Source organism: Streptomyces sp. BR123 (assembly GCF_013401435.1).
Classification (GTDB): Bacteria; Actinomycetota; Actinomycetes; order Streptomycetales; family Streptomycetaceae; genus Streptomyces.
Map to the genome: position 1 here is coordinate 1 of NZ_JACBGN010000180.1, position 14,845 is coordinate 14,845.

Annotated in this window: 15 protein-coding genes; 6 read left to right on the forward strand and 9 right to left on the reverse strand. The window is 72.4% G+C overall.

Annotated features, from left to right (window positions below):
- The 8 genes from HYE82_RS24320 to HYE82_RS24355 all read right to left on the reverse strand — a co-directional run.
- Nucleotides 1–1,691: NADH-quinone oxidoreductase subunit L (locus HYE82_RS24320; protein ID WP_179176278.1), on the reverse strand; the 1,691-nt coding region annotated here is incomplete at its 3' end.
- Nucleotides 1,688–2,047 (reverse strand): NADH-quinone oxidoreductase subunit NuoK, encoded by a 360-nt coding sequence (gene nuoK, locus HYE82_RS24325; protein ID WP_179176279.1) that lies wholly within the window; start codon nucleotides 2,045–2,047, stop codon nucleotides 1,688–1,690. The genes nuoK and HYE82_RS24320, both read right to left, overlap by 4 nt.
- Entirely contained in the window at nucleotides 2,047–2,679 is a 633-nt protein-coding gene (locus HYE82_RS24330) for an NADH-quinone oxidoreductase subunit J (protein ID WP_179176280.1), read from the reverse strand. Before HYE82_RS24330 ends, nuoK begins: the two co-directional genes overlap by 1 nt.
- Nucleotides 2,676–3,290, reverse strand: coding sequence for an NADH-quinone oxidoreductase subunit I (locus tag HYE82_RS24335; RefSeq protein ID WP_179176290.1), 615 nt, complete (start codon nucleotides 3,288–3,290; stop codon nucleotides 2,676–2,678). Before HYE82_RS24335 ends, HYE82_RS24330 begins: the two co-directional genes overlap by 4 nt.
- On the reverse strand, nucleotides 3,287–4,246 hold the full coding sequence (locus HYE82_RS24340) for a complex I subunit 1 family protein (RefSeq protein WP_179176281.1): 960 nt from the start codon (nucleotides 4,244–4,246) through the stop codon (nucleotides 3,287–3,289). The genes HYE82_RS24335 and HYE82_RS24340 overlap by 4 nt, the downstream gene beginning before the upstream one ends.
- Entirely contained in the window at nucleotides 4,243–5,412 is a 1,170-nt protein-coding gene (locus HYE82_RS24345) for an NADH-quinone oxidoreductase subunit C (protein ID WP_179176282.1), read from the reverse strand. Before HYE82_RS24345 ends, HYE82_RS24340 begins: the two co-directional genes overlap by 4 nt.
- Complete coding sequence (locus HYE82_RS24350; RefSeq protein ID WP_179176283.1) at nucleotides 5,409–5,996, reverse strand: NADH-quinone oxidoreductase subunit B; 588 nt, start codon at nucleotides 5,994–5,996, stop codon at nucleotides 5,409–5,411. The genes HYE82_RS24345 and HYE82_RS24350 overlap by 4 nt, the downstream gene beginning before the upstream one ends.
- Nucleotides 5,987–6,394, reverse strand: coding sequence for an NADH-quinone oxidoreductase subunit A (locus HYE82_RS24355; RefSeq protein WP_030298105.1), 408 nt, complete (start codon nucleotides 6,392–6,394; stop codon nucleotides 5,987–5,989). The genes HYE82_RS24350 and HYE82_RS24355 overlap by 10 nt, the downstream gene beginning before the upstream one ends.
- Nucleotides 6,395–6,541: 147 nt before the next feature.
- Between HYE82_RS24355 and HYE82_RS24360 the strand changes: the two genes are divergently transcribed.
- The 4 genes from HYE82_RS24360 to HYE82_RS24375 all read left to right on the forward strand — a co-directional run bounded on the left by HYE82_RS24360 (nucleotide 6,542) and on the right by HYE82_RS24375 (nucleotide 11,970).
- Nucleotides 6,542–7,723 carry a sensor histidine kinase gene (locus tag HYE82_RS24360; protein WP_179176284.1) on the forward strand — a complete coding sequence of 394 codons (1,182 nt, stop codon included), beginning with the start codon at nucleotides 6,542–6,544 and terminating at the stop codon, nucleotides 7,721–7,723.
- A 166-nt stretch (nucleotides 7,724–7,889) separates the two neighbouring features.
- Nucleotides 7,890–8,549: a response regulator transcription factor gene (locus tag HYE82_RS24365; RefSeq protein WP_309144435.1), complete on the forward strand. Its 660-nt coding sequence runs from the start codon at nucleotides 7,890–7,892 to the stop codon at nucleotides 8,547–8,549.
- A 393-nt stretch (nucleotides 8,550–8,942) separates the two neighbouring features.
- A complete protein-coding gene (locus HYE82_RS24370) occupies nucleotides 8,943–10,910 on the forward strand; it encodes a 2-oxoacid:acceptor oxidoreductase subunit alpha (RefSeq protein WP_179176286.1) in 1,968 nt (655 codons plus the stop codon).
- The gene (locus HYE82_RS24375) at nucleotides 10,903–11,970 is read left to right on the forward strand and encodes a 2-oxoacid:ferredoxin oxidoreductase subunit beta (RefSeq protein ID WP_179176291.1); all 1,068 of its coding nucleotides are present in this window, start codon (nucleotides 10,903–10,905) and stop codon (nucleotides 11,968–11,970) included. The genes HYE82_RS24370 and HYE82_RS24375 overlap by 8 nt, the downstream gene beginning before the upstream one ends.
- Before the next feature lie 35 nt (nucleotides 11,971–12,005).
- Here the strand turns inward: HYE82_RS24375 and HYE82_RS24380 are convergent, their stop codons facing one another.
- The gene (locus HYE82_RS24380; RefSeq protein ID WP_179176287.1) at nucleotides 12,006–12,344 is read right to left on the reverse strand and encodes a helix-turn-helix domain-containing protein; all 339 of its coding nucleotides are present in this window, start codon (nucleotides 12,342–12,344) and stop codon (nucleotides 12,006–12,008) included.
- A 173-nt stretch (nucleotides 12,345–12,517) separates the two neighbouring features.
- Between HYE82_RS24380 and HYE82_RS24385 the strand changes: the two genes are divergently transcribed.
- Nucleotides 12,518–13,372: an SDR family oxidoreductase gene (locus HYE82_RS24385; RefSeq protein ID WP_179176288.1), complete on the forward strand. Its 855-nt coding sequence runs from the start codon at nucleotides 12,518–12,520 to the stop codon at nucleotides 13,370–13,372.
- Between the two features lie 168 nt (nucleotides 13,373–13,540).
- Complete coding sequence (gene rarD, locus HYE82_RS24390; protein WP_179176289.1) at nucleotides 13,541–14,509, forward strand: EamA family transporter RarD; 969 nt, start codon at nucleotides 13,541–13,543, stop codon at nucleotides 14,507–14,509.
- The last annotated feature ends 336 nt before the right edge of the window (nucleotides 14,510–14,845 follow it).

The following is a 14,845-nucleotide window of genomic DNA, read 5'->3' on the forward strand; positions in this document are numbered from 1 at the left end:
GGGCCGGCCGGGACGGCGGGGTGGTCGTGCGTGACCTCGGCGACCTCGGGGGTCTCGGCGGCGGATTCCGCGGCGGCGACGGACGCGGGCACGGCGGCTTCCCGGTAGGCGCCGGCGGCGGCCCGGGCTGCGGCGCGCTGCCACAGGGCGTAGACCAGCACGGCGCCGACGGCGGCGGCCCCGGTGCTGAGCAGCATGGTGGCCGGGGTCGGGGTGAGCTGCCCGCCGTCGAACCACTCGGCGAGCGGGACGGCGGCGAGGCCGAAGGTGACCGAGGGGATCGCCAGCAGCCACAGCACGCCCGTCATGGCGAGGGGCTCCCGGCCGTGGTCGGGGGCGGGGGCGCCCTTGCCGCGGAAGGCCATCAGCCACAGCCGGGTGGCGTAGGCGGCGGTGAGCAGTGCGGTGAGCAGTCCGGCGACGAGGACGAGCCAGCCGACGGCGCCGGGTACGGACCCGGTGTGCCCGGCGGCGGCCCGTTCGGCGGCGACGAGGACGGCTTCCTTGGAGAAGAAGCCGGCGAACGGCGGGATCGCGGCGAGCGCGAGCAGGCCGATCGTCATGGTCCAGAAGGCGTCGGGGATGCGCTGGGCGAGGCCGTCCATCCGGGCCATGGCGGCCAGGGAGTTGGTGCCGGCGGCGTGGATGATCACGCCGGCGCCGAGGAAGAGGAGCGCCTTGAAGGCGCCGTGGGACAGGAGGTGGAAGACGGCCGCGCCGCGGTCCGCGACGGCGAGGGCGCCGGTCATGTAGCCGAGCTGGCCGATGGTGGAGTAGGCGAGGACGCGCTTGATGTCGTCCTGCGCCAGGGCGGCGAGGCCCGAGCCGATCATCGTGACGGCGGCCATGGCGGCCATGACGACGAGCGCGGCCGCGGAGGCGGTGAACACGGGCAGCAGCCGGGCGACGAAGTACACGCCGGCGGCGACCATCGTCGCGGCGTGGATCAGCGCGGAGACCGGGGTGGGGCCGGCCATGGCGTCGGGGAGCCAGGTGTGCAGCGGGAACTGCGCGGACTTGCCCGCGACGCCGGCGAGCAGGAGCAGCGCGGTCAGCGTCGGGTGGTCGAGCCTGCCGTCGGCGACGGCGTCCAGGACCGCGGTGATCTGGAAGGAGCCGGCGTCGGTGGCGAGGGCGAACAGGCCGATGAGGAAGGGGACGTCGCCGAGCTTGGTGACGAGGAAGGCCTTGAGGGAGGCGGAGCGGGCCGCTTCGGTCTCCCAGTAGTGCCCGACGAGGAAGTACGAGCAGATGCCCATGATCTCCCAGCCGACCAGCAGCACCATCAGGTCGCCGGTGTAGACGACGACCAGCATGGCGGCGGTGAACAGGGAGACCAGGGCGGCGTACGAGGGGTAGCGCGGGTCCTCGCGCAGGTACGCCGTCGAGTACAGCTGGACGCAGGTGGAGACGACGCCGACCAGGACGGCGGTCAGCACGGCGAAGCCGTCCAGGTACAGCGCCAGGTCGATCGGCACGGAGCCGGTCGGGGTGAGCCGGGTCGCGGTCTCGACGGGCTGTCCGCCGCCCTGCCCGACGGCGACGAGCACGGCCAGGACGGCCGAGGCCAGGGCCGGGAGCACGGCGAGGGGGCGGACGAAGCCGGGGGCGGTGCGGCCGAGGAGGAGTCCCGCGACGGCGCCCAGGAAGGGCAGGAGGGGGACGAGGACGGCGAGGGTCGTGGTGCTCACGCGGTGGCCTCGCTCCGGGAGTGCGGGGTGTCGGCGGGGACGGGCTCGTGGCCCTCGGCGGTGTCGCGCAGCTTGTCGACGTCCGAGGTGCCGCGGTTGCGGTAGACCATCAGCACGATCGCGAGGCCGATGCCGATCTCGGCGGCGGCGATGGCGATGGTGAAGAGGGTGAGGGCCTGGCCGGCGTGCAGGGTGTCGCGGAGCCAGACGTCGAAGGCCACCAGGTTGAGGTTGACGGCGTTGAGCATCAGCTCGACGGACATCAGGACCAGGATGGCGTTGCGGCGTGCGAGGACGCCGTACAGGCCGGTGCAGAACAGCAGCGCCGCGAGCACGGCCGGGTAGGCGAGGTGCATCAGCTCGTCCCCTTGTCGCTGGTGGCGGCAGGGGCCGCGGGGGCTGCAGGGGCCGCAGGGGCCGCAGGGGCGTCCTTGCGGGACAGCACGATGGCGCCGATGAGAGCAGCGAGGAGGAGGACGGAGAGCGCCTCGAAGGGCAGCACCCAGTGCTGGAAGAGGATTTCTCCGGAGACCTTGGTGGAGCCCTGGACGGGCCCGTCGAGGTCGATCCAGGTGGTGCGGAAGGCGTCGACGACGACCCAGACGAGGGCGGCGGCCGCGACACCGGCGACGCCGAGCGCGATCCACCGGTTGCCGGAGTCGGCGTCCGGGGAGCGGCCGATGGGCGCCTTGGTGAGCATCAGTCCGAACAGCAGCAGGACGACGACGGAGCCGAGGTAGATCAGGACTTGGACCCAGGCGATGAACTCGGCGGTGAGCAGCAGGTACTCCACGGCGATCCCGCCGAGCGCGACGACCAGCCACAGGGCGGCGTGGACGAGCTGGCGGGTGGTGACCGTGATGACGGCCGCGCCGAGGGTGGCGAGGCCGACGAGGAGGAAGGCGATCTCGACGCCGGTCGGGGACAGGAACCCGCGGTCGGCCGCGGCCGTCGCGGCGGCGGCCAGGGTGGTGGCTGCGGCGGTCACGCGTCTGCCTCCCCGGGGGTCGGCGCACCGGTATCGGGCGCGGCAGCACCGGGAGCTGCGGCATCGGGGGCGGCCGCGGCTGCCGCGGCGGCGGCTTCGGCCTTCTCCGCGGCCTTGCGGGCGGCGGCGAGCTCCTTGGGCTCCTCGGCGGCCGGGTCCAGGGCGGGTGGGGCCGGGACGGTCCACATCCACTGGCGCAGCTTGTCGCGCTCGTGGGTCAGTTCGAGGATGTCGGTCTCCGCGTACTCGAACTCCGGAGACCAGAACAGCGCGTCGAAGGGGCACACCTCGATGCAGATGCCGCAGTACATGCACAGGGAGAAGTCGATCGCGAAGCGGTCGAGGACGTTGCGGCTGCGCTCGCGGCCGCCGGGGGTGGCGGCGGGGACCGTCTCCTTGTGGGAGTCGATGTAGATGCACCAGTCGGGGCACTCGCGGGCGCACAGCATGCACACGGTGCAGTTCTCCTCGAACAGGGCGATGACCCCGCGGGTGCGGGGCGGCAGTTCGGGCTGCACGTCGGGGTACTGGGCGGTGTGCGAGCGCTTCGTCATCGTGCGCAGCGTCACGGCGAGGCCCTTGGCGAGGCCGGATCCGGGGATGGGCATCAGCTGATCGCCACCTTCACGATGCCGGTGAGCGCGATCTGGGCGAGCGCGAGCGGGATGAGTGTGGTCCAGGCGAGCTTCTGGAGCTGGTCCTCGCGCAGCCGCGGGTAGCTGACGCGCAGCCAGATCACGACGAAGGCGAGGACGGCGGTCTTGAGCAGGGTCCAGCCCCAGCCGCCGCCGAAGGGCCCGTGCCAGCCGCCGAGGAAGAGGACGGTGGTCAGGGCGCACAGGACGACGATGCCGGCGTACTCGGCGAGGAGGAACAGGGCGAAGCGGAGGCCCGTGTACTCGGTGTACGCGCCGAAGATGATCTCGGAGTCGGCGACGGGCATGTCGAAGGGCGGGCGCTGGAGTTCGGCGAGGCCGGCGGTGAAGAAGACGAGCGCGCCCGTGATCTGCCAGGGCAGCCACCACCACTCGAAGGCGCCGACGATGCCGGGCAGGGACACGGTGCCGGCGGCCATCGCGACGGAGGCGGCGGCGAGCAGCATGGGCAGCTCGTACGCGAGCAGCTGGGCCGCGGTGCGCAGGCCGCCGAGCAGGGAGAACTTGTTGGCGGAGGCCCAGCCGGCCATCAGGCTGCCGAGGACGCCGACGCCCATGACGGCGAGGACGAAGAACAGGCCGGCGTCGATGACCTGCCCGACCGCGCCCTCGCCGGGGCCGATGGGGATGGCGATGAGGACGAGGAGGTACGGGAGCAGGGCGACGGCGGGTGCGAGCTGGAAGATGCGGCGGTCGGCCCGGGCCGGGACCACGTCCTCCTTCTGCGCGAACTTCACGCCGTCGGCGACGAGCTGGGCCCAGCCGTGGAAGCCGCCGGCGTACATGGGGCCGAGGCGGCCCTGCATGTGCGCCATCACCTTGTGCTCGGTCTGCCCGACGACGAGCGGGAGCACGAGGAAGACGGCGAAGACGACGAGCAGCCGCAGGCCGACGTCGAGTACGTCGTTCACGCGTCGCCTCCGGTGTCTCCGTTGTCGGGGGTGGTGTCGGGGGTGGTGTCCGGGCCGGGCCCGGCTGCCGTGCGGTCGCGGCGGGCCGGCGGCTCGTCCTCGCCGAAGGCGGGCTTCGGGTCGTGCCAGGGGGCGTCCGAGCTCCGCCGGGCGGCCGGTTTCCGCTCGCCGCCCGCGGCCCCGGCAGCCTCTGCGGCCCCGGTGGCCCCGGTGGTCTGGCTGGCGGACCCGTCGGCGGCGGACCGCGTACGCCGAGCGGGCCGCACCGGAGCCTCGGCCCCGGCGCCGGCTGCTCCCGCACCGTGCGCGGACGCCTCGGCATCCGCGGCACCGGCCGCGGGCGCCGCCTGGCTCGCCGAACCGTCCGCAGCCGACCGCGTGCGCCGCACCGGCCGGGCGGCCGGAGCCGGAGCCTCGGCGGCCGCGTCCACAGCGGAAGCTGCGGCACCTTCTGCGGCCTGGCTGGCCGAGCCCTGTGCCACCGAGCGGGTCCGCCGGACCGGGGCGCCCTCGCGCGGGGTCCGGGCTGCCGCGCCCGCGCCGGCCGCGCGGGGTGTGCGCGCCGGGCGGGCGGGGTCGGGCGGGAGCTGACCCTTGAGCGGGCCCCAGTCGTTGGGGTCGGGGACGCCCGGCGGCAGCATCTGCCGCCGCTTGGGACCGCCTTCGGCCTCGGCGCCCTCGCCGGGCTCCTTGGCGCCGGGCCAGGCCTTGGCGACGCGCGCGGCGAGGACGAAGTCCTTGCGCAGCGGATGTCCCTCGAAGTTCTCGGGCAGCAGCAGCGGCACCAGGTGGGGGTGGTCGGTGAAGACGACCCCGAACATCTCGAACGTCTCGCGCTCGTGCCAGGCCGCCCCGGCGTAGACCGCGACGGCGGACGGCAGGGAGGGCGCCGCGTGCGGGACGGTCGTGCGCAGCAGCAGCCGCCGTACGCGGCGGTTCTCCAGCGAGACCACGTGCGCGCACACGCGGAAGCCGGTGCCCGGCTCGTCCACGGCGCTCAGCCAGTCGAAGTAGGTGCAGCCCAGCTTGTCCCGGGCGATCTCCAGGGCGGGGATCCAGCTTCCGACGGGCACGTCGACCGTGAGGACGTCGTACGCCACCTCGGCCGCGGCCTCCGGTCCGAAGACGTCCGCGGCGGCGTCGGGCAGCGAGTCGTAGAGGTTCATGCGCCGGCTCCCGGGGCGGGCGGGGGCGTGACCAGGCCGCTGGTGAGCTGTGCGACCGACGGCCCGTGCGCGTAGCGCTCGGCGAGCGACTCGCGGGCGATCTTCTCCTGGAGCTTGAGGATGCCCTGGAGCAGCGCCTCCGGCCGGGGCGGGCAGCCCGGCACGTAGACGTCGACGGGGATGATCTGGTCGACGCCCTTGGTGACGGAGTACGAGTCCCAGTACGGGCCGCCGCAGTTGGAGCAGGCGCCGAAGGAGATGACGTACTTCGGCTCCGGCATCTGCTCGTACAGCCGCTTCACGGCCGGGGCCATCTTGTCGGTGACGGTGCCGGAGACGATCATCAGGTCGGCCTGGCGGGGGCCGGGCGCGAAGGGGATGACGCCGAGCCGGATGAAGTCGTGCCGGGCCATGGAGGCGGCGATGAACTCGATCGCGCAGCAGGCGAGGCCGAAGTTGAAGACCCACAGGCTGTAGCGGCGGCCCCAGTTCAGGACGACCTTCATCGGCTCGGGGGCCAGCCGCGACAGCACTCCCAGGCGGCGGGGCTCGGGGAGCAGCTGGGGCTCGGGGGTCACGTCCATTCCAGGACGCCCTTCTTGTACGCGTAGAGCAGGCCGACGGCCAGGAAGCCCAGGAAGACGAACATCTCCACGAGCGTGGTGGCGCCGTAGCCGGCGGCGGCGAAGACCGTCGCCCACGGGAAGAGGAAGATCGAGTCGACGGCGAAGATCACGTAGAGGAATGCGTAGACGTAGTAGCGGACCTGGGTGTGCGCCCAGCCCTCGCCCACCGGGTCGACACCGCACTCGTACGTCAGCAGCTTCTCGGGGGTCGGGACCACCGGGCGCAGCAGCCGGCCCGCGCCGAAGGCGACGGCCACGAAGAGCACACCGAGCACTGCCAGCAGACCGACGACCGAATAACTCCGGAAGTAGTCCGCCGCGAGCACGGTCACGGTCGATACCGTTGGGTCGGGCACGTCCGTTCCTCGCTCCTTGGCCACTGTCGACGATCTGGTACGGACGGGAGTCTAGGGCCTGGTTCACACGGGGTGGGGTTATCCCCCGTTCACCGCGGCCCGGCCTCCCCATGGCACCGGCCCGGCGGGGTTGGCAGGCTGTGCCGCATGACCATGAGCACCCGGGCCCCCGACGACGACCGCCCTCCTCCCGTGCGCGCGCCCCTGGGAGCCGTTGCGTGGAAGGAGGTTGCCCATCTGCTGGCCAACCTCCCGGCTGCCCTGTTGGGGTTCGTCTACACCGTGACCGTGCTGTCGGTTGCGGGCGGTTTGTCCGTGACCGCGGTCGGCCTTCCGCTGCTCGCCCTCGGCCTGTCCGGGTCTCGGCAGGTGGGACGGCTGGAGCGGGCGCGGGCCCGGCTGCTGCTCGGCGTGCGGGTGGAGGAGCCGACGCCGCTGCCGGGTCCGGGGCGGGCCGGCGGGTTCTTCCCCTGGCTGTTCGGCGCGGTCAAGGACCCGGTGGCCTGGCGGAGCGCACTGTACGAGCTGGTACGGCTGCCGTGGGGGGTGCTCACCTTCACGGTAACGCTGGTCGGCCTGTTCGTGCTGTGGCCGGTGCTGCCGTACGTCGCGCGGGTGCTGACGAACGTGGACCGGGCGCTCGTACGGAGCCTGCTCTCGCCCTCGGACGAGCTGGAGCGGCGGATCGCGCAGCTGGAGTCGGACCGGGGCGTGGTCGTGGACACCGCGGCCGCCGACCTGCGGCGCATCGAGCGCGACCTGCACGACGGGGCCCAGGCCCGCCTGGTGGCCCTGGCGATGGGCCTGGGCCTGGCGAAGGAGAAGCTGCAGGAGGACCCCGACGCGGCCGCGGCGATGGTGGACGAGGCACACGGCGAGGTGAAACTGGCCCTGCAGGAGCTGCGCGACCTGGCACGCGGGATCCATCCCGCGGTGCTCACCGACCGCGGCCTGGACGCCGCCCTCTCCTCCGTCGCCGCCCGCTGCACCGTCCCCGTCAAAGTCGCCGTCGACCTCCCGGAACGGCCCGCAGCCGCCATCGAGGGCATCGCCTACTTCACCGTCTCCGAACTCCTCCAGAACATCAGCAAACACTCCCGCGCCCGCACCGCCGGCGTCGACGTGTGGAAATCCGGGGACCGGCTGCTGATCCAGGTCACCGACGACGGGAACGGCGGGGCGAGCGCCGCGTCCGGGTCCGGGTCCGGGGGCAGCGGGCTGGCCGGGCTCACCGAGCGGCTGGACGCCGTGGACGGGGTGCTGGTCGTGGCCTCCCCCGCCGGGGTCGGCACGACCGTCACCGCCGAGCTGCCCTGGCGCACCCGCTGACCCCCTTCCCGGGACCTGACCACCACTCCCGGGGAAGGCTCCCCTCCGCTTCCACGCGCCGCTCCGCACGCACCGCGTCCGCCCGCCCGGGCTGGAATGCTTGGCCCGGTCGGAGTACATCGCCGGAACGTGTGGACGCGGGAGCTGCTGAACAGTGGAAGACAGGGTGCGGGTGGTCATCGCCGAGGACTCGGTGCTGCTGCGGGAGGGTCTGACCCGGCTGCTGACCGACCGGGGGCATGACGTCGTCGCGGGCGTCGGGGACGCGGAGGCCCTGGTCAAGACGGTGGCGGAGCTTGCGGCGGAGGGCGCGCTGCCGGACGTGGTGGTCGCGGACGTGCGGATGCCGCCGACGCACACCGACGAGGGTGTCCGGGCTGCCGTGCAGCTGCGGCGCGCGTACCCGGGCATCGGGGTGCTGGTGCTCTCGCAGTACGTGGAGGAGCAGTACGCCACCGAGCTGCTGGCCGGATCCACCACCGGGGTGGGGTACCTGCTGAAGGACCGGGTGGCCGACGTGCGCGAGTTCGTGGACGCGGTGGTCCGCGTGGCCGGGGGCGGCACGGCCCTCGACCCCGAGGTGGTCGCCCAGCTGCTGGGCCGCAGCCGCAAGCAGGACGTGCTGGCCGGGCTGACCCCGCGGGAGCGGGAGGTGCTGGGCCTGATGGCCGAGGGCCGGACCAATTCGGCGGTGGCCAAGCAGCTGGTGGTCAGCGACGGGGCCGTGGAGAAGCACGTCGGCAACATCTTCATGAAGCTGGGGCTGGCACCGAGCGAGGGCGACCACCGCCGCGTCCTCGCGGTGCTGACCTACCTCCGGTCCTGACGGCCGCCGGAGGCCGGGCGCCGCCGGGCGGCCCCGGCCTCTGGAGACCCGGCCACCGGAGACCGGCCGACGGAGACCCCGCCCGCCTCCGGCCCTCACCCTTCGGTCCGCCCTTGTCCCGCCCCCTGATCCACTGACACCCTGTCAGCCAATGGGGTACCACTTCCGGCCGCACCGGGCCCACACGGTCAGGCTCCCGCGCTTTCCCTCACGACACCGGGAAACGGAATCCGGGAATCCCGGTGAATCCGCCAAAATCCCGAGGAATTCCGTCGGCCGACGGCCTCCCGGAAGACGACCCGGACCGTGAACGTTTCCCATAAGGGCAGGCGTACCGACGTAGGGTTGGCCGTGGGAACGGAGAACGCCGAGCCTCGAAGGAGGTCCAGTTCAGTGACCAGCCAGGTCAGTAGCCCAGCCGAGCAGGCCGACGGGGCCGAGGGGGCCGAGACGGCCCTTCTCGGCGAGCAGCGGACTCCCCCGGGACCCGGCGACGGCAAGGAAGTACGCCGCCTCGATCGGGTGATCATCCGGTTCGCGGGTGACTCGGGTGACGGTATGCAGCTCACCGGCGACCGGTTCACCTCGGAGACGGCTTCCTTCGGGAACGACCTCTCCACCCTGCCGAACTTCCCCGCCGAAATCCGCGCCCCTGCCGGAACCCTGCCGGGCGTGTCCTCGTTCCAGCTGCATTTCGCCGATCACGACATCCTGACGCCGGGCGACGCCCCGAACGTCCTGGTCGCGATGAATCCGGCGGCGCTGAAAGCGAACATCGGGGACGTGCCGCGCGGCGCGGAGATCATCATCAATACCGATGAATTCACGAAGCGCCCGATGGCGAAGGTCGGATACGAGACCTCCCCGCTGGAGGACGGCTCGCTGGGCGCCTACAACATCCACCCCGTGCCGCTGACGACCCTGACGATCGAGGCGCTGAAGGACTTCGGACTGTCCCGCAAGGAGGCCGAACGCAGCAAGAACATGTTCGCGCTGGGCCTGCTGAGCTGGATGTACCACCGGCCGACCGAGGGCACCGAGTCGTTCCTGCGCCGCAAGTTCGCGAAGAAGCCCGTCATCGCCGAGGCGAACGTCGCCGCGTTCCGCGCGGGCTGGAACTTCGGCGAGACGACCGAGGACTTCGCGGTGTCCTACGAGGTGGCCCCGGCCACCCGCGCCTTCCCGACCGGCACCTACCGCAACATCTCCGGGAACCTGGCCCTGTCCTACGGCCTGATCGCCGCGAGCCGCCAGGCCGACCTGCCGCTCTACCTGGGCTCGTACCCGATCACCCCGGCCTCGGACATCCTGCACGAGCTGAGCCGGCACAAGAACTTCGGCGTACGGACCTTCCAGGCCGAGGACGAGATCGCCGGCATCGGCGCGGCGCTGGGCGCGGCCTTCGGCGGCAGCCTCGGCGTGACCACCACCTCCGGGCCCGGTGTGGCGCTGAAGTCCGAGACCATCGGCCTCGCGGTCTCCCTGGAGCTGCCGCTGCTGATCGTGGACATCCAGCGCGGCGGCCCCTCCACGGGCCTGCCCACCAAGACGGAGCAGGCGGACCTGCTGCAGGCCGTGTACGGGCGCAACGGCGAGGCCCCGGTGCCGGTCGTCGCCCCGCGCACCCCGGCGGACTGCTTCGACGCCGCCCTGGACGCGGCCCGGATCGCGCTGACGTACCGGACGCCGGTGTTCCTGCTGTCCGACGGGTACCTGGCCAACGGCTCCGAGCCGTGGCGGATCCCCGAGGTGTCGGAGCTGCCGGACCTGCGGGTGCGGTTCGCCACGGGACCCAACCACGAGCTGGCGGACGGCACCGAGGTCTTCTGGCCGTACAAGCGCGACCCCCGGACCCTGGCCCGCCCGTGGGCGGTCCCGGGCACACCGGGCCTGGAGCACCGGATCGGCGGCATCGAGAAGCAGGACGGCACGGGCAACATCAGCTACGACCCGGCCAACCACGACCTGATGGTCCGCACCCGGCAGGCCAAGGTCGACGGCATCGACGTCCCCGACGTGGAGGTCGACGACCCGGACCGCGCCCGGACCCTGGTCATCGGCTGGGGGTCCACCTACGGCCCGATCACGGCCGCCGTCCGGCGGCTGCGGGCGGCGGGGCTGCCCATCGCGCAGGCGCACCTGCGCCATCTGAACCCCTTCCCGGGCAACCTCGCCGAGGTCCTGAGGAGCTACGACAAGGTGGTGGTGCCGGAGATGAACCTCGGGCAGCTCGCAACCCTGCTCCGCGCGAAGTACCTGGTGGACGCGGAGTCGTACAACCAGGTCAACGGAATGCCGTTCAAGGCGGAGCAGCTCGCGAAGGTTCTGAAGGAGGCCGTCAATGACCGAGCCGATGACTGAGGTGACCGACGCACCGACCCTGCTCTCCCTGGTGCCGAAGGCCGCGACCGGGCAGTCCATGAAGGACTTCAAGTCGGACCAGGAGGTCCGCTGGTGCCCGGGCTGCGGCGACTACGCGGTGCTGGCCGCGGTGCAGGGCTTCATGCCGGAGCTGGGGCTGGCCAGGGAGAACATCGTCTTCGTCTCCGGGATCGGCTGCTCGTCCCGGTTCCCGTACTACATGAACACCTACGGGATGCACTCCATCCACGGCCGTGCCCCGGCCATCGCGACCGGGCTGGCCACCTCGCGGCGCGACCTGTCGGTGTGGGTCGTCACCGGTGACGGCGACGCCCTGTCCATCGGCGGGAACCACCTGATCCACGCCCTGCGGCGGAACGTCAACCTGAAGATCCTGCTGTTCAACAACCGGATCTACGGGCTGACCAAGGGGCAGTACTCCCCCACCTCCGAGCTCGGAAAGATCACCAAGTCGACGCCGATGGGCTCGCTGGACGCGCCCTTCAACCCGGTGTCCCTGGCCCTGGGCGCCGAGGCGTCCTTCGTGGCCCGCACCATCGACTCCGACCGCAAGCACCTGACCGAGGTGCTGCGGGCGGCCGCGGACCACCCGGGCACGGCGCTCGTGGAGATCTACCAGAACTGCAACATCTTCAACGACGGCGCCTTCGACGCCCTGAAGGACAAGGACCGGGCCGAGGAGGCGGTGATCCGCCTGGAGCACGGGCAGCCGATCCGCTTCGGCGCCGGCGGGCACAAGGGCGTCGTACGCGATCCGGCGACCGGCGACCTGGAGGTCGTCGACGTGACCGCGCAGAACGAGGCGCGGATCCTGGTCCACGACGCGCGCACCGCCGACCCGACCACCGCTTTCGCGCTGTCCCGGCTGGCCGACCCCGACACGCTGGACCGGACGCCCATCGGGGTGTTCCGCAGCGTGGAGCGGCCGGTCTACGACACGCGCATGGCCGAGCAGCTGGACACGGCCGTCGAGAACAAGGGCAAGGGCGATCTGGGCACCCTGCTGGCCGGCAACGACACCTGGACGGTCGTCGGCTAGGTGTTCCGTCCGTACGCCCACCGGCCCGGAGCTCCTCAGGAGTTCCGGGCCTCGTCGTACGCGGACCGCGCCGCCTGCACCTCGGGGGTGCGCCGCTCGGTCCAGCGCGCCAGGGCCCACACCTGCTCGGCGGCCTCGCGCCCGAGCTCGGTGAGGGAGTAGTCCACGCGCGGCGGGATGACCGGCTTGGCGTCGCGCAGCAGGAAGCCGTCGCGCTCCAGTGTCTGGAGGGTCTGGGCGAGCATCTTCTCGCTGACGCCGCCGACCTCGCGGCGCAGCTCGCTGAAGCGGTACGAGCGCTCCACGAGCGCGGCGAGCACCAGCACGCCCCAGCGACTGGTGACGTGTTCCAGGACCCCGCGGGAGGGGCACATCGGAGCCTTCACGCTCGTGGCGGGCCGACTCCCACCCGTCTCACTTACTTCCACACCAGTACCTTACTTCAAAGTGGGTACTTACGAAAGGTTAGCGCTTTCCCTACGGTGGTGTCTCAGCCGGAATACCCGGCAGACACCCCACGCGCCACACCCGCACCAGGGAGAGCATCATGAGCATCGTCGTCACCGGAGCCACCGGAGCCCTCGGCCGCCTCGTCGTCGAGGAGCTGCTGACCCGGGTCCCGGCCGCGGACATCGCCGTCGCCGTCCGCGACAAGGCCAAGGCCGCGGACCTGGCCGAGCGCGGCGTCGAGGTGCGCATCGCCGACTACGACGCCCCCGAGACCCTGGCGGACGCCTTCCGCGCCGGCGACCGGGTCCTGCTGATCTCCGGCAACGCCGTCGGCCGCCGGGTGCCGCAGCACACCGCCGTGATCGAGGCCGCCAAGGCCGCCGGCGTCGCCCAGCTCGCCTACACCGGGGTCCTCGGCGGCCCCGAGGCAGACTTCGAGCTGGCCGCCGAGCACAAGGTCACCGAGCAGGCAGTGCTGGACTCCGGCCTGCCCTACACCTTCCTGCGCAACGGCTGGTACCACGAGAACTACACCGCTCAGCTGGCCGGCGTCCTGGAGCACGGCACCGTCACGGGCAGCGCCGGCGAGGGCCGGATCGCATCGGCCGCCCGGGCCGACTACGCCGCCGCGGCCGCGGCCGTCCTGACCGGCGAGGGCCACCTGAACCGGGTCTACGAACTCTCCGGCGACACCGCCTGGAGCATGGCCGAGTACGCGGCCGAGGTCTCGGCGCAGTCCGGCAAGGAGGTCGCGTACACCGAGCTCCCGTCCGCCGCACACCTGTCCGCCCTGACCGGCGCGGGGGTCCCCGAGGGCTTCGCCGCCCTGCTCGTCGACGTGGACGCGGCGATCTCGCGCGGCAGCCTCGGCCACACCGGCGGTGACCTGTCCCGGCTGATCGGCCGCCCGACCACGCCGGTCGCCGAGGCCATCGCCGCCGCCCTGGCCTGAGACCCGTACGCCCGCACGGGCCGGGTGCGACCTGCGTGAGTCCGCCCGGCCCCGGCCCCACAAGACATCGGCAGTGTCATCAGTATCTCGCGCTTATGCACATGACATCGAGGCTCTGCGGCGCTAGGTTCTTGGGTGAGGTTGGCCGGAATGTGACGGGAGGCCCGCGTGGAGGCGGAGAACGAGCAGCGCGCAGGACTGCTCTACGGATTCGGCGCCTACGGGATGTGGGGGCTGGTCCCCCTCTTCTGGCCGCTCCTCAAGCCCGCCGGGGCCGTCGAGATCCTCGCCCACCGCATGGTGTGGTCGCTGGCCGTCGTCGGCCTGCTGCTGCTGGTCATGCGCCGCTGGGGCTGGATACGAGAGCTGCTGGGGGAGCCCCGCAAACTGGGCATGACCGCCCTGGCCGCCACGGTGATCTCCGTGAACTGGGGCCTGTACATCTGGGCCGTCAACAACGGCGCGGTCGTCGAGTCCAGCCTCGGCTACTTCATCAACCCCCTGGTCACCATCGCCATCGGCGTCCTGCTCCTCGGCGAGCGGCTGCGCCGCGCCCAGTGGGCGGCGGTCGGCATCGGCTTCGCCGCCGTGCTGGTGCTCGCGATCGGGTACGGACGGCCGCCGTGGATCTCGCTGGTCCTGGCCTTCTCCTTCGCCGCCTACGGGCTGATCAAGAAGAAGCTGGGCATGGGCGGCGTGGAGTCGCTGGCCGCCGAGACCGCCCTGCTCTTCCTGCCCGCCCTCGGCTACCTGCTGTGGCTGGGCGCCCAGGGCCGGTCCGCCTTCGGCAGCGAAGGCCTCGGGCACTCGGCACTGCTCGCCTCGACCGGCCTGGTCACCGCGATCCCGCTCGTCTTCTTCGGGGCGGCCGCGATCCGGGTCCCGCTGTCCACGCTCGGGCTGCTGCAGTACCTGGCCCCGGTCTTCCAGTTCCTGCTCGGCGTCGCATACTTCCACGAGGCCATGCCGGTCGAGCGCTGGGCCGGATTCTCCCTGGTCTGGGCCGCGCTGGCACTGCTGACCTGGGACGCGCTGCGTGCGGCCCGCCACGCCCGGGCCCGGCTGGAGGCGGCCGGGACCGCGGCCCCGGCGAGCGCCCCGGCCCCGGCGGCCGCTCCGGAACCCGAGCGCGCGTAGGCCCGCCCGGCACGCGCAGGCCCGCCCGCACGGCGCTCCCTGCGCCCCACCCTCCCCACGATCCCCGGCACGGAACCACCGTGCCGGGGATCGTCCGTTTTCCGAACGCCCCTGACCGAAACACGGTCTTGACTGACAGTCATACTCTCGCTGAACATCAGGCGCACTGACGCACGATCGCTCACCTGCTCTATCCCCGCACGTTCCGTTCAATCCCCAACGGAATTCCCGGAGCCCCCACATGAGCCTGTTCGTCCCTCGGCGCCTTGCTGCCGTGACCGCGCTCGCGGTCGCCGGCCTCCTCGCCTCCGCCGCCCCCGCCGCACCGGCCTCGCC

What these genes read in the sequence shown, in the direction of transcription:
- nuoK (WP_179176279.1), bottom strand. Translation starts at nt 2,047, where the DNA reads ATGCACCTCGCCTACCCGGCCGTGCTCGCGGCGCTGCTGTTCTGCACC.
- HYE82_RS24345 (WP_179176282.1), bottom strand. Translation starts at nt 5,412, where the DNA reads ATGAACCTCTACGACTCGCTGCCCGACGCCGCCGCGGACGTCTTCGGA.
- HYE82_RS24350 (WP_179176283.1), bottom strand. Translation starts at nt 5,996, where the DNA reads ATGGACGTGACCCCCGAGCCCCAGCTGCTCCCCGAGCCCCGCCGCCTG.
- HYE82_RS24360 (WP_179176284.1), top strand. Translation starts at nt 6,542, where the DNA reads ATGACCATGAGCACCCGGGCCCCCGACGACGACCGCCCTCCTCCCGTG.
- HYE82_RS24375 (WP_179176291.1), top strand. Translation starts at nt 10,903, where the DNA reads ATGACTGAGGTGACCGACGCACCGACCCTGCTCTCCCTGGTGCCGAAG.
- HYE82_RS24380 (WP_179176287.1), bottom strand. Translation starts at nt 12,344, where the DNA reads ATGTGCCCCTCCCGCGGGGTCCTGGAACACGTCACCAGTCGCTGGGGC.
- HYE82_RS24385 (WP_179176288.1), top strand. Translation starts at nt 12,518, where the DNA reads ATGAGCATCGTCGTCACCGGAGCCACCGGAGCCCTCGGCCGCCTCGTC.